Source organism: Aureimonas ureilytica (assembly GCF_001475935.1).
GTDB lineage: Bacteria > Pseudomonadota > Alphaproteobacteria > Rhizobiales > Rhizobiaceae > Aureimonas > Aureimonas ureilytica_A.
In genome coordinates this window covers 19,632-32,837 of the sequence record NZ_LDQA01000020.1, presented here as the reverse complement: position 1 = coordinate 32,837, position 13,206 = coordinate 19,632, and the positions used below count along the sequence as shown (strand labels likewise).

Genomic DNA, 13,206 nt, shown 5'->3' with positions numbered 1-13,206 from the left:
TATGTTCGATCTGACCGGCCGCAAGGCTCTCGTTACCGGCGCCAGCGGCGGCCTGGGAGAGGCGATCGCCAAGGCGCTGCACGGCGCTGGCGCGACCGTCGGCCTGCACGGCACCCGCCGCGAGAAGCTGGAGGAGGTCGCCGCCTCCCTCGGTGACCGCGTGCATGTGCTTCCTGCTGATCTCGGTTCGCGCGCGGATCAGGTGGCCCTGGCCGAGGCGGCCGATGCCACACTCGGCGGCGTCGATATTCTGGTCAACAATGCCGGCATCACCAAGGACGGCCTCTTCGTTCGCATGTCGGACGAGGACTGGGACCGTGTGATCGAGGTCGATCTTACCTCCGTGTTCCGTCTGACGCGCGCGCTGACACACCAGATGATGCGCCGTCGCTATGGCCGCATCATCAACATCACCTCGATCGTCGGCGTCACCGGCAATCCGGGGCAGGCCAATTACTGCGCGGCCAAGGCGGGCATGATCGGCTTCTCGAAGTCGCTGGCCCAGGAAATCGCCTCGCGCAACGTGACGGTCAACTGCATCGCGCCGGGCTTCATCCAGAGCGCCATGACCGACAAGCTGAACGACAAGCAGAAGGACGCGATCATGGGCGCGATCCCGATGCGCCGCATGGGCGCGGGAGAGGACATCGCGGCCGCCGCGCTCTATCTGGCGTCCAACGAGGCGGCCTATGTCACCGGGCAGACGCTGCACGTGAACGGTGGCATGGCCATGATCTGAGGTCCTTGGCAGGGCGTCTCCCGCCTTGGATGGCGGGCGGCGCCGTGCTAAGCCGCCGAGGTGGGGCTTTCCCCCGTCGTTCGGCATGTTAGGCGTGACCTTCCCGGCTGCGCTGCTTGATTAACCAGACTCCGGCGTCTAACGAAGCGACGGAAGCCAATCCAACTGAGGAATGACTATGAGCGATACCGCTGAACGGGTTAAGAAGATCGTCGTTGAGCATCTCGGCGTCGAGCAGGAGAAGGTCACCGAAAACGCCTCCTTCATCGACGATCTCGGCGCCGACAGCCTCGACACGGTCGAGCTCGTCATGGCGTTCGAGGAAGAGTTCGGCGTCGAGATTCCGGACGATGCGGCCGAGACCATCCTCACGGTCGGCGACGCGGTGAAGTTCATCGAGAAGAACCAGGCCTGACGCTCTGGCGGACGCGTCCGCCCTGCACGTGAGTACCGTATGAGACGAGTCGTCATTACCGGCGTCGGCATGGTCAGCCCGCTTGGCGCCGGTGTCGAAGTCACTTGGAAGCGTCTCCTCGAAGGCCGCAGCGCGGCCGGTCGAATCGAGGGCTTCGAAGCGTCCGACCTGCCTTGTCAGATCGCCTGCCAGATTCCGAAAGGGGATGGCAGCGACGGGACATTCAATCCAGATCTCTGGATGGAGCCCAAGGAACAGCGCAAGGTTGACGATTTCATCGTGTACGCTGTCGCGGCCGCGTCCGAAGCGCTGGATGATGCCGACTGGCATCCCGAAACGGACGAAGATCAGTGCGCCACTGGCGTGCTGATCGGCTCCGGCATCGGCGGTCTCCAGGGTATCGAGCGCAATGCGTTGATCCTGGCGGAGAAGGGGCCTCGTCGGATCAGCCCCTTCTTCATTCCCGGTAGCCTGATCAATCTGGCGTCTGGACACGTTTCGATCCGCAACAAACTGCGCGGGCCGAACCATTCCGTCGTGACGGCCTGTTCCACTGGCGCTCACGCCATTGGCGACGCGGCGCGGCTGGTGATGCTCGGCGATGCCGACGTCATGGTCGCGGGCGGCGCGGAATCGCCTGTGGGTCGTTTGTCGATCGCGGGTTTCTCGGCCTGCCGTGCGCTGTCGACGAGCTACAACGACAACCCGACCGCCGCGTCGCGCCCTTACGATAAAGGTCGAGACGGCTTCGTCATGGGCGAAGGCGCTGGCATCGTCGTTGTCGAAGAGTTGGAACATGCTCTGGCGCGCGGTGCGCGCATCTATGCCGAGGTGATCGGCTATGGCATGTCGGGCGATGCCTATCATATCACCGCGCCGGCCGAGAGCGGCGACGGGGCCTATCGCTGCATGTCCATGGCGCTGAAGCGCGCCGGCATCGCGCCGGCTGAAATCGACTATATCAACGCGCATGGCACCTCGACGCCGCTGGGCGACGAGATCGAGCTTCGCGCTATCGAGCGTATGCTTGGCGACGCGGCGGCCGGAAAACTGATGTCATCCACCAAATCCTCGATCGGGCATCTCTTGGGAGCAGCTGGATCGGTGGAGGCCATCTTCTGCGCGCTGGCGATTCGCGACAATGTCGCTCCCCCCACGCTGAACCTGGACGATCCGTCGGTGGAGACGCCGATCGACCTCGTGCCCAAGGTAAAGCGCGAGAAGGTGATCGATATCGCGCTGTCGAACTCCTTCGGTTTTGGCGGCACGAACGCGTCTCTCATACTGCGCCGCTACCGCGGCTAGAGTCGGCCAAGCCGTTCGAACCGGCTTTCGCCACATTCGGATGGTGGTTCGGGCATCCATGCCGAGAGGCCGCGTGATGTCGTGGCCCGAACCATTTCGAGAGTCAGCGCGCCGCCGGCAAAGATGCGGCCCGCCCAGTCTCGTTCCGATTCGAAGGGAACATCATGACCATCGGTTCAGACGAGACTGTCCGTGAACCCGTTCCGGCCGAGACCACGGCGGAGCGCCACCGCCGCAAACCCCGCTCCCGCTCTGCGCGCAACAGCTTCGTCGCCTTTCTCAGCTTTTGTGTCAGTGGCGCGCTCGCCCTGGCGCTGGCGGCGGCGGGTGTCGTGTATTGGGGCAAGACCGAATTCGAAGGCGCAGGTCCCCTTCAACAGGAGGCGACCTATCTCGTCCCCAAGGGCGGCGGCCTCGACACCATCGCGAGCGGGCTGGAGCGCAAAGGCATCATCAGTGATGCACGCATTTTCGAATATGGCGTGCGCTTCGAGCGGGCGGCGAGCCAGTTGAAGGCCGGTGAATACGCCTTCGCGCCCGGCGCCAGTATGCGCGACGTGATGGATACGATCCGGTCCGGCAATGCGATCCTTCACTCGGTGACCATCCCGGAAGGGTGGACGGTGGCGCAGATCTACGCGCGCCTTGCCGCTGACGATACGCTGGTGGGCGACCTGCCGCCGGTCGCGCCGGAAGGAAGCCTGCTGCCCGAAACCTACAAGTTCACGCGTGGTCTCAGCCGCGCCGAGCTCGTGTCGCAAATGTCGGCCGCGCAATCGAAGCTGGTGGCGGAAATCTGGAAAGGCCGACAGGACGGGCTTCCGGTCAAGGACGTCGGGCAGTTCGTCACCTTGGCGTCGATCGTCGAAAAGGAAACGGGCATCGATTCCGAACGGCCTCATGTCGCGTCCGTCTTCGTGAATCGCCTGCGCAAGAATATGCGCCTGCAATCCGATCCGACGATCATCTACGGCATCTGGGGCGGCGCGGGTAAGCCATCGGACGAGCCGATCCGTCAGTCCCATATCGCCAGCGACACACCTTACAACACCTATGTTATTCGTGGTCTGCCGCCGGGCCCGATCGCCAATCCCGGCCGCGCGGCACTGGAGGCGGTTGCCCATCCGCTGGACACGGACGATCTCTATTTCGTCGCCGACGGCACGGGTGGTCATGCCTTTTCGAAGACGCTCGACGAGCACAATGGCAATGTGCGTCGCCTGCGCGAAATTGAGCGACGCTCTGGCGGTGTGCCCGCGAGCGCTTCGACGGAATGATCGCTTCCCGTCGCGGCGCAGCCGCTCTCCAGATCGGGATTTGACGAATGCCCGTCCGAAGCATGACGGGCTTTGCCCGTTTCGAAGGCCTCGCGGATGGCGCGGGTTTCGTCTGGGAACTGCGCTCCGTCAACGGGAAGGGGCTGGAATTGCGGCTTCGGCTGCCGCAAGGTTTCGAGCGTATCGAAGCGGATGCGCGCCGAACTCTGTCGAGCGCCCTATCGCGCGGCAATCTGCAGATTTCGCTGTCTCTGGATCGACCGGAGAATGCTCTTCCGGCCTTCAGCATCAACCAGCCTTTTCTGAACGAAATCCTCCGTCTTTCAGACGACTTGGTTCGTGCCGGACACGCCACTAAACCGAGCGCCGTCGGCCTACTCTCGCTTCGCGGTGTGATCGAGGTGACGGACGAAGCGCATCAGCCGGAATGGTTCGAAGCGCGGGGCGCCTCGGTTCTCGAGGGACTGAAAGCGGCTGTCGCTGCCCTTGTGGCAGCGCGGGAGCAGGAGGGGCAGGCGCTTCGCGCGCTTCTCGACGCGCGGCTGAACGAGATGGAAGCGCTGGTGGGACAAGCGCTCGAGGATCCTTCACGCGCCCCCGAGGCGCTGGCCGCACGCCTGCGGCAGCAAGTGATGGACCTTCTCGGCGCAGACGCCTCGCTGGATACCGCGCGTCTCCATCAGGAAGCTGCCGTGATGGCGACCAAGATCGATATTCGGGAAGAGATCGACCGTCTCACGACACATATCGCTGCCGCGCGCGGTCTTCTGGCGGATGGTGGCGCCATTGGTCGCAAACTGGATTTCCTGTCGCAGGAATTTAACCGCGAATCGAATACGATTTGCTCCAAATCTCACGCGGCCTCGCTGACCGCCATCGGTCTGCAACTGAAGGTCGTCATTGATCAGTTTCGCGAACAGGTTCAGAATATCGAATGAAACCGCTTTTGGATGTCGAAACCAGCCCCTCGATCGCTCGGCGCGGTCTGATGTTGGTGATTTCCTCTCCGTCCGGCGCCGGGAAGTCGACGATCGCTCGAACCCTTCTCGATCTCGATCCGAAATTTTCCCTGTCGATCAGCGTGACGACGCGCAAGCGCCGGCCGAGCGAGATCGATGGCGTCCATTACCATTTCATCACGGTGGAAGAGTTCGAGCGGCTTCGTTCAACGGATGCGCTTCTCGAATGGGCCGAGGTCCACGGCAATCTCTACGGCACGCCGCGCGCGTCCGCCGAGAAGGCGATGCGTGAGGGGCGGGACATGCTCTTTGACATCGACTGGCAGGGCGCGCGTCAGTTGCAGGAGCAGGCCAAGACCGACATCGTGTCGATCTTCATCCTGCCGCCCTCCATGGAGGAATTGGCACAGCGTCTGACGCGGCGCGCCGAGGATTCCAAGGAGACCATCGCGATGCGGCTGAAAAACGCCTGCGTCGAGATCGAACGCTGGCGCGACTACGAATATGTCGTGATCAATGACGATCTGGATCGTGCCTTCTCGGCGGTTCTCTCGATCGTCAGCGCGGAGCGTCTGCGCCGCGACCGCCGACCCGGCCTGTTCGACTTCACCGCGCGTCTTCTGGAAGAAGCCAACCGTGAAGCGGGCAACGAGGCTTGAGGTTTAAACCACGACCCGTTTCGCGTGAGGGGTCGTTCAGGACAGCGCGTTCGCCAGACGAACGAATTCGCTGACATCCAGCGTTTCGGCCCGCCGTGTCGGGTCGATACCCGTGCGCGAGAGAAGCGCCTCGCCGCCGACCGGCTTTAGGCTCTGGCGCAGCATCTTGCGGCGTTGGCCGAAGGCGGCGGCTGTCACCCGTTCTAGAGCCTCCATCGAAACCGGCAGCGGCTCGGCGCGAGGGGTGAGCTGAACGATGGCAGAGGTCACCTTGGGGGGCGGCGTGAAGGCTTCGCGCGAGACATCGAACAGGATTTCGGCTTGAGTTCGCCAGCCAGCGAGGACGCCGAGGCGGCCATAATGATCGTCGTCCGCGCCCGCGACGATGCGCTCGGCGACTTCCTTTTGAAACATCAAGGTCAGGTCGAGCCAGCGGGGCGGCCAGGTCGGAACCGTGAGCCAGTTCAAAAGGAGCTGCGTGCCGACATTATAGGGCAGATTCGCGACGATCTTGAACGGCCCATCCGTCAGGCTCGTCGGGTCGATCTCCAACGCATCACCTTCCACCAGATGGAAGCGGCCGGGATAATGCGCGCCGATGGCCTCCAGGGCCGGGCGACAACGCGGGTCCTTCTCGATGGCAATGACACGTCCGGCCCCATGGGCGAGCAGCGCGCGCGTCAGGCCGCCGGGGCCGGGACCGATCTCGATGACCGTCTGCCCTTCCAGCGGCCCGGCTTGGCGCGCGATGCGGCCCGTCAGGTTGAGGTCGAGCAGGAAGTTCTGACCGAGCGCCTTGCGCGGATCGATCCCGTGGTCGGCGAGAACCTCGCGCAGCGGCGGCAAACCGTCAAACGCGAGCGTCACGGTCGGAGCTTTCCATATCGATAGCGGTTTCGCCGGCGATCTTCGCCATACGTGCCGCCAGACGCAGTGCGGCAATGAAACTGTTCGGCCGCGCCGCCCCGGTGCCTGCGATGTCGCCGGCTGTTCCGTGGTCGGGAGAGGTGCGAATGATGGGCAAGCCCAGCGTCACATTCACCGTCTCGTCGAAGGCCAGCGTCTTGGCGGGGATCAGGGCCTGATCGTGATACATGCACAGCGCCACGTCGTAGCGCCGCCGCGCTTCGGGGTGGAACATCGTATCGCCGGGTAGGGGGCCGACCACATCGAACCCTTCCGTTTGGAGCATCGCAACGGCGGGTCTGATGACGGCTTCGTCTTCGCCGCCGATCGCGCCGCGCTCGCCCGCATGGGGGTTAAGCCCGGAAATGGCGAGTCGCGGCGTCTCGAGACCGAAGCGCTCGCGCAGATCGTTGATCACGATCCGTGCCGTGGAGACGATCAGATCCGTCGAAAGCGCCGCCGGCACCTCCGCCAGAGGAATATGGATCGTCACGGGGACGCAGGAGAGTTCAGGCCCGGTCAGCAGCATCACTGGCTGCAAAGACGTGTCGGTCAGCGTGCCGCAGAGTTCGGCCAGATATTCCGTATGGCCGGGATGGGCGAAGCCGGCGTCGTAGAGCGCCTTTTTGTCGATCGGATTTGTGACGATCGCGGCGGCTTCTCCCGACAGAACGAGGCGCGTCGCCCGATCGATGGCCTCGATCGTGCCGGCCGCATTGGCAGGATCAAGGTCGCCGGGCGTGTCGACATGCTTGTTGACGAGCGGCAGCACAGCCATTTCTGCGGCTGGAACCGAAGCGATGTCTGCCAAGCTCGACAGAGTATGGACCGTGACGTCGAGCCCCAAGCGCGTCGCGCGCGAGCGGATCATCTGCGGATCGGCCAGAAGCACGAACGGGGGAAGATCCAGAAGTTCCCGATCGCGGAAGGCGAGCAGGGTGACATCCGGCCCGACGCCGGACGGCTCACCGACAGTGACAAGGAGGATAGGGCTGTCCGGCCCGGCAGTTTCGCTTGGCATAGGGTCCGACTTATCGACGGATGATCGCCGCTTTGTCGCGCAGCTTCTTCAGGAACGCCTTGTCGGGCTCCTTCTTGCCCATGGCTTCCATTTCGTTGGCCTGGAAGACCATGGCCGCCGTTTGGTCATCCGAGACGGAGCGGCTGTCGCAGATAGCGACGAACTCGACGCCGCGCTCGGTTTGCTGGGCCTTGGTTGTCTTGCCGCGTGCAGCGTTGACGATCTCGTCCTTCCAGCGTGGCGGCAATTCGGGCTGCGGAATGCGGCCGAGATCGCGGACGGTGACGTCCCGCAGTCCCTTGGCGATGTCGTAGGTGGCGGGGCAGCTCGTGAAACGCTGGCGCAGCAGATTGGCTTCGCTCATACGGCGCTCCATCTGCGACCCGCGCTTGTCTTGCGGCACGACGAAAATGACCTGCTGAAGCGTATATTCTGTCGTGGTCGGCTTCTTGCCGCCCTGCTGGATCATCCGCTGCACGGCGTCCTGCTCGGTGATGCGCTCGGTCTGGCGCACATTGGCGACGACGGCCTGACCCCAGCCCATCTGGACGCGAATGTAATCCTTGAAGCCCTTGGCCGAGAAGCCGGCGCGAGCCAGAACTTCCGAGAGCTGCGCTTCGGTCAGTTTGTTGTCCCGTGCGAAACGGGCAAAAGCCTCGTCCACGGCCGCATCGGGAATCTGAATGCCGCGCCGACGCATTTCCTGCGTCTTCAGAGCCTCGTCGATCAGCTCATCGGTGGCGGCCTGTGTACCGCCCGGCGCGCGGCGCAGCTTCAGGAAGGCGGCGCGCTGCTGGATCTGATAGCTCGTGATCGCCTGCTTGTTGACGATCACCTTGATCTCGGACGCAGCCTGAGCGGGGGCGGCGCTGAGCGCGCCCGCAATTGCAAAGGCTGCCAGAGCCGAGCAGAGGGCGAACTGTCGGGCAAGCTTGCGTGCGGTCATCGTATGCCTATCTCCCGCTCCTGAGCGGCCGAACATCGGCCGCCCCACGCCGCGCATATCAGGCGGCTTTGGCGAAACCATGGTCTTTTTAACAGATCAATTGGTCGAGCCAAGTCCATAGCTGTATCCGACCTTTCCAAGGGTGCGGAACGAGAGGGTGAGCATGACGCTCGTCCGAGCTTCGGTTAGTCGATATTGATCGTCGGTGTTCTTGTATTCGGCCAACAGACTGAAGCATTCGTCGGCATAACCCACGCCGAAAGTCTTGCTGATGAAAGTTTCGTTTTGGACATCGTAAGTTAGCGATCCAACGGTGGTGAAGTTTTCGTTGAGCTTATATGATGCTGATCCCGTTACCTGTTTTCTATCTGTGGGGACGCTGTAGATTGGCTGCGCAGCAATCTGCGAATACGTCAGTGATGAGTCAAACCGTCCGTAGCTGAAACCGCCCATCAGGTCGGTTCGCTTGACCTCGAAATCGTCCTTGTCGAAGCGGCCTTGTGCGCCCAGGCTGATCCCCAGAGGCGTCGCCAGAACGATGGACGAAACATAGTCGGAGCGATCCGATTCCAGTCCCGATTCGTATCCGACAAGCGCGAGGTCGGGCTGCGCGAACGGGTTCTCGCCCGCCAGATGAAAGGACTGACCGAACACGGCGTCGATCGCGTAGCCCGCGCCGAAGACGCCGCCATATTGGACGCCGAGATTGGCCCGCGTGCCGCCTTCGATCCGGTCGTAGCCCGAAAACTTGTCGGCTTCGAAAAGATTGGCCGCATTGAAGACCAGGCTCTGCGCGTCTTCGTTCGGCAGGCGGCCGGACTTCATTTCGTCCGGGCGCACGAGCAATTGGGCGATCGGGGTAATGACGTGGGAGGCGGTCGCCGTTTCGATCAGATAGGGGTAGCGCACGTCCAGTCCGGCCGTTGCCATGCCTCTGGCGCCGGATTCATCGACGTCGATACCGCCGAGCCCGAGGCTCGAACTGGTTGCGGCCGGGATGCCCTGCGCTTCCATATCGGCGCGGTAGAGATCGCCCCGAAAGCTGGCCGACGGCGTGATCTGTAGGCCCTCGTCCGTGGTCAGCGTCCGCTTCCACTTCGCCTCGGTGGTCACGCGGCTATAGTCGCCTTCCAGCACGTTGCGCCGGAAGACATCCGTCCGATACGGAAAGCCCTGCGACGCGTTGCAGGCACCCTTGATGAAGCGCGAGGGATCGCACAGGAGAAGATATCCGGGGCTCGTCGCGTCGCGGCGAATATTGGTCAGATTGGCATCGAGTTCCAACTGCCCGCCGAGCACCGGGTTCTCGTTGATATATTGATAGTCGAGCGACGGCAGGACGAAGGGCTGAACCTTCCCGGTCAGCGTGTTTTCGGTCTGAACGTCGAAGCTCTGCCCGCGCAGATCGAAGAAGCTCTGGTCACCCAGACCCGTCAGATAGATCTCGTTGGTGCGATAGATCTGATTGAAGTTCTCGATCTGATAGACACGGCTGAAATTGCGGTCGCTTTGAGCCAGCAAGTCCCAGCCGAAGGTCCATTGCTCGTTGAGCGCGAAGCGGCCCGTCGTGCCGATCATGCCCCGATCGCGATCGACGCTGATCGGATTGGTGATCGCGTTGTCGGAGCGGAAGTCGCTGAACCGCTCGGGGTTCAGCTGCGAGATTCCCGCCGTCTGAAGCGTGAAGTAGCCGTTTTCGAACGCCTTGCGATATTCGGCCTCGGCGAGGAATCCCTGACGCGTGAAATAGGTGCCCGCGACCGTCGCGTCGGAGCTTTCGTCGATGGCGAAGTAATAGGGAACGCGCACCCCGACGCCGAGCTTGGAGTTCGACTTGAAGCTTGGCGGCAGGAGGCCGCTCTGTCGCTTCACCGTCGGATCGGGTGAGGCGAAATAGGGGAGGTAGGCCAGCGGCTTGCCGAATAATTCGAAGCGCGCGCCGTAATAGCGCACGACCTTGTTCTTCTGGTCCCAGACGATGCGGCGCGCCTTCACCTGCCACAGAGGCGCGCGTTCGGGATGCTTCTCGCAGGCTTCGCAGGCGGTATAGACGCCGCGCTCGAATGTCGTCGTGTCGCCATTCTGGCGCACGGCCTGGCCTGCCGCGAAGCGCGTGTTATCCGGCGTCTCGATCCGCAGCGCCTGGATGAAGCCACTGGCGAAATCGTCGGTCACATCGATCGAGTCAGCGTAGACCTTGTTTCCCGAGGGCTCCACCAGCTCGACATCGCCGGAAGCAACGAGGCGACGCGACGCCTGATCGTAGACGATGTCGCGGGACACGAGCTTGTAGCCGCCATAGTCGATCTGGATCCCGCCCTTGGCGGTGACGACCTGCTTGTCGCTGTCATAGGTGACGGTATCGGCCTCGAGGAACAGCTGCGTTCCCTCGGGTACCGAAACCGAAGCGCCGAGATCGCCGAGCGACGTCTGGGCATGGGCGGCGACGGCTGCGACCATCATGGCCGAAAGCGCGACGCCGGTCAGGAGAGCAGCCTTGAAAACGGGCTGAGCACCCGTCCCCCATCGGCGCGAGATCCCCCTCGCTGTCATTCTAACCATCCTCCTGATGGAGCAGGATTGTCGTCCCGAACAAACCCGCCGCCACGACCGGGAACCAGGCTGCGACCACAGCCGGAATCACGGAGTTGCTTCCCAGCGCTTGGGCCAGGAACGTTATCACGTAAAGCACGAAGCCCGCCGCGACGCCACCGACGATCGTGCCGCTCGATTGTCCCAATCGCGTGTAACGCACAGCCACGGTGGCCGCGACGAGCGTCATGGCCACGAACAGGGCGGGGCGCGCGATCAGGGCGTTGAACCGCATGGCGAACGCATCGGCATTGTAGCCGAGGCTCCGCGCCACTTCGATCTTACCCCCGAGCTCCCAAATGGAGATCGCATCGGGATTGGCGAGGCGCTGTTCGATGAATTCCGGAAGAAGCGTCGTCGGGATGGTGACGCGGGACTCGCGAACGGGCGGTGAGCCGACGCGGGTCACAAGCGGGTCTTCGATCACCCATTCGCCGTTCTCAAGCCGGGCCTGCGCGGCGTCGATCCGTTCCGACACGACACCTTCCTCACGCATGATGAAGGCCGTGACGCCGCCGAGCGTCGCACCGCCATCCGACACGGCTTTGGCGCCGATGATCGATTCCACGCCTTTGCCCGTTTGGCGTAGCCAAGGCGAGCGGTCGTTGCTTTGTGTGACGACGCCGGCCGTCGCCGTTTGCAGCCGCGCCGACTGCGCCTGCGCCGCAGCCGCGATCGGATTGTAGAGGCCGACCGACAGGACGCCGATCAAAAAGGAACCAAGGGCGAAGGGCGCAATGATCTGCCACACCGACATGCCGCCGGCGCGCGCGATCACGAGTTCCAGTTTGCGGTTGAGCGAAACCAGCGTGAAGATCGACGAGAACAGAATGATGAAGGGGAAAGCCTGCTCGATGAAAGCCGGAACCCGAAGCGCCGAGATGGTCGCGATCGTGGCGAAGGAGACGTCCTGCGAAGCGCCTCGGCGGCTGACCTCGATCATGTCGATGAGATAGGTCAGGGCGAAGACGGCGATCAGCGTCGAGATGAAGCTGACGACGTAGCGCCGCAGAAAATAAAGATTGATCGTCCGCCGGGTCATGCGCGGCCTGCCCCCGAGGTCGAGCGGTCCGAGGGGAGAAGTCGCGCCAATTGCGCGCCGACCCAGCGGAAGCCGTCCGTGAAGCGGCGCACAATCGGATGCTCGATGACATTCACGTCCCGCCAGAGAAGCCAGATGTCGAACAGGATCGCGGCGGCGGGAAGGGAATAGATCACGACGGCGTAGCGCGGATTCTTGCTGATGAGCGAAAGCGACACGAAGCCGATCGCCTTCAAGGACAGCGCGCCGGCCAGCCCCAGCGCCATGGCCGGTCCCGGTCCTTGCCGGTTGGTGCGCGGATGGGAGGCGATGACCAGCGCCCACAGAGCAAAGGCGATCGGGAAGAGCCAGTCGGTGCGGCGTTGCGCCAGCTCCTCCACGAACTGGTTGGGATGCAGCTGGAACACCTTGTCGTTCGGATCGGGGTTCAGAAGCTCGCGGGTCGAGCGCTCCGACATGCGGATCCAGTCGCCCGTTTCGACAGGTCGCAGATTGGCGAGATCGAACGCATAGGTCTGGAACTCGATGATCGAAACCGTGCCGTTCGTGTTGTTGCGACGATGCAGCTGACCATCGTCCAGAACCAGATAGGACTGACCCTCGCGCTCCACGATCTGCGCCTCGCGGGCGAAATAGGTCAGGTCCAGCGCCGGGTCGCGCGTATCCGATAGGAAGAGGCCGCGCACATTCGAGCCGCGCGCCTCGTCGATGCTCATCACCAACCCGTCCTGCACGCGCTCGAAGCGGCCGGGCTGAAGAAACAGGCTGATCGCATCGGCATTGATGGCGCGGATACCGTTCTGAAACGCGCTCGACGCAGCCGGGCCGATGAAGTTGGAATTGATGACGATGATCGCCGCCGCGCCGAAGGCGAGATAGAGAATCGGCTTGAAGATCACCTTGCGCGATCCGCCGGCCGCCGCGATCACCGCGCGTTCGGAATCGGCGTTCAACGAGTTCAGGGCCTGAATCGCGCCGATCAGAAGTGCGAAGGGAATAACGCCGGCCGCAAGATCCGGCATCAGCATGAGGGCGATCCAGATGATGTTGCCGGCGGCTGTCGCGCTGGTGCGCACGATGTCGAGCCGTTGCAGAACCTGGACGATCCAGACGATCATCACGAGCGCGGCCAGCGAACCGACGCTGTAAACGGCGACGCGCTTGAAGATGTAGCGTTCGATGAGCTTCATGCGTTTTGCGGTTCCGGCGATCCCGTTGCGGGCGCCGGGGGCTCGGCGCAGCGTTCGAACCCGATCGTTCGATATATCTGGCTGCGGTAGACTGCTCCAGCTTGGCTAAAGAAGGGCGAACAAAGATGGTTAGCCTTTTCTTAATGCCGTGGCCA

At 63.1% G+C, this 13,206-nt stretch carries 12 protein-coding genes; 6 read left to right on the top strand and 6 right to left on the bottom strand.

Annotated features, from left to right (window positions below):
• Position 1 precedes the first annotated feature (1 nt).
• The 6 genes from fabG to gmk all read left to right on the top strand — a co-directional run bounded on the left by fabG (position 2) and on the right by gmk (position 5,354).
• Complete coding sequence (gene fabG / locus NS365_RS08245; protein WP_058599808.1) at positions 2-739, top strand: 3-oxoacyl-[acyl-carrier-protein] reductase; 738 nt, start codon at positions 2-4, stop codon at positions 737-739.
• Between the two features lie 178 nt (positions 740-917).
• Positions 918-1,154 (top strand): acyl carrier protein, encoded by a 237-nt coding sequence (locus tag NS365_RS08240; RefSeq protein ID WP_026358398.1) that lies wholly within the window; start codon positions 918-920, stop codon positions 1,152-1,154.
• A gap of 39 nt (positions 1,155-1,193) precedes the next feature.
• Positions 1,194-2,459, top strand: coding sequence for a beta-ketoacyl-ACP synthase II (gene fabF / locus NS365_RS08235; RefSeq protein WP_058599807.1), 1,266 nt, complete (start codon positions 1,194-1,196; stop codon positions 2,457-2,459).
• Between the two features lie 164 nt (positions 2,460-2,623).
• Positions 2,624-3,736, top strand: a complete 1,113-nt coding sequence (gene mltG / locus NS365_RS08230; protein WP_058599806.1) for an endolytic transglycosylase MltG — start codon at positions 2,624-2,626, stop codon at positions 3,734-3,736.
• A 47-nt stretch (positions 3,737-3,783) separates the two neighbouring features.
• Positions 3,784-4,674 carry a YicC/YloC family endoribonuclease gene (locus tag NS365_RS08225; RefSeq protein ID WP_058599805.1) on the top strand — a complete coding sequence of 297 codons (891 nt, stop codon included), beginning with the start codon at positions 3,784-3,786 and terminating at the stop codon, positions 4,672-4,674.
• Complete coding sequence (gene gmk, locus NS365_RS08220) at positions 4,671-5,354, top strand: guanylate kinase (protein WP_058599804.1); 684 nt, start codon at positions 4,671-4,673, stop codon at positions 5,352-5,354. Before NS365_RS08225 ends, gmk begins: the two co-directional genes overlap by 4 nt.
• 36 nt (positions 5,355-5,390) lie before the next feature.
• Here gmk and rsmA read toward each other — a convergent pair whose 3' ends face one another.
• The 6 genes from rsmA to NS365_RS08190 form a co-directional block, all read right to left on the bottom strand.
• Positions 5,391-6,221 (bottom strand): 16S rRNA (adenine(1518)-N(6)/adenine(1519)-N(6))-dimethyltransferase RsmA, encoded by an 831-nt coding sequence (gene rsmA / locus NS365_RS08215; protein WP_058599803.1) that lies wholly within the window; start codon positions 6,219-6,221, stop codon positions 5,391-5,393.
• Positions 6,205-7,281: a 4-hydroxythreonine-4-phosphate dehydrogenase PdxA gene (pdxA, locus tag NS365_RS08210; RefSeq protein ID WP_058599802.1), complete on the bottom strand. Its 1,077-nt coding sequence runs from the start codon at positions 7,279-7,281 to the stop codon at positions 6,205-6,207. The genes rsmA and pdxA overlap by 17 nt, the downstream gene beginning before the upstream one ends.
• Positions 7,282-7,291: 10 nt before the next feature.
• Positions 7,292-8,227, bottom strand: a complete 936-nt coding sequence (locus NS365_RS08205; protein ID WP_058599801.1) for a SurA N-terminal domain-containing protein — start codon at positions 8,225-8,227, stop codon at positions 7,292-7,294.
• Between the two features lie 96 nt (positions 8,228-8,323).
• The gene (locus NS365_RS08200) at positions 8,324-10,780 is read right to left on the bottom strand and encodes an LPS-assembly protein LptD (protein WP_244498403.1); all 2,457 of its coding nucleotides are present in this window, start codon (positions 10,778-10,780) and stop codon (positions 8,324-8,326) included.
• Between the two features lies 1 nt (position 10,781).
• Complete coding sequence (gene lptG / locus NS365_RS08195; RefSeq protein ID WP_058599800.1) at positions 10,782-11,861, bottom strand: LPS export ABC transporter permease LptG; 1,080 nt, start codon at positions 11,859-11,861, stop codon at positions 10,782-10,784.
• On the bottom strand, positions 11,858-13,051 hold the full coding sequence (locus NS365_RS08190; protein WP_058599799.1) for an LptF/LptG family permease: 1,194 nt from the start codon (positions 13,049-13,051) through the stop codon (positions 11,858-11,860). Before NS365_RS08190 ends, lptG begins: the two co-directional genes overlap by 4 nt.
• Positions 13,052-13,206: the final 155 nt, after the last annotated feature.

Coding starts and splice junctions, on each gene's coding strand:
- fabG (WP_058599808.1), top strand. CDS start 2: ATGTTCGATCTGACCGGCCGCAAGGCTCTCGTTACCGGCGCCAGCGGC.
- NS365_RS08225 (WP_058599805.1), top strand. CDS start 3,784: ATGCCCGTCCGAAGCATGACGGGCTTTGCCCGTTTCGAAGGCCTCGCG.
- NS365_RS08190 (WP_058599799.1), bottom strand. CDS start 13,051: ATGAAGCTCATCGAACGCTACATCTTCAAGCGCGTCGCCGTTTACAGC.
- fabF (WP_058599807.1), top strand. CDS start 1,194: ATGAGACGAGTCGTCATTACCGGCGTCGGCATGGTCAGCCCGCTTGGC.
- pdxA (WP_058599802.1), bottom strand. CDS start 7,281: ATGCCAAGCGAAACTGCCGGGCCGGACAGCCCTATCCTCCTTGTCACT.
- NS365_RS08205 (WP_058599801.1), bottom strand. CDS start 8,227: ATGACCGCACGCAAGCTTGCCCGACAGTTCGCCCTCTGCTCGGCTCTG.
- lptG (WP_058599800.1), bottom strand. CDS start 11,861: ATGACCCGGCGGACGATCAATCTTTATTTTCTGCGGCGCTACGTCGTC.
- NS365_RS08200 (WP_244498403.1), bottom strand. CDS start 10,780: ATGACAGCGAGGGGGATCTCGCGCCGATGGGGGACGGGTGCTCAGCCC.
- mltG (WP_058599806.1), top strand. CDS start 2,624: ATGACCATCGGTTCAGACGAGACTGTCCGTGAACCCGTTCCGGCCGAG.
- NS365_RS08240 (WP_026358398.1), top strand. CDS start 918: ATGAGCGATACCGCTGAACGGGTTAAGAAGATCGTCGTTGAGCATCTC.
- gmk (WP_058599804.1), top strand. CDS start 4,671: ATGAAACCGCTTTTGGATGTCGAAACCAGCCCCTCGATCGCTCGGCGC.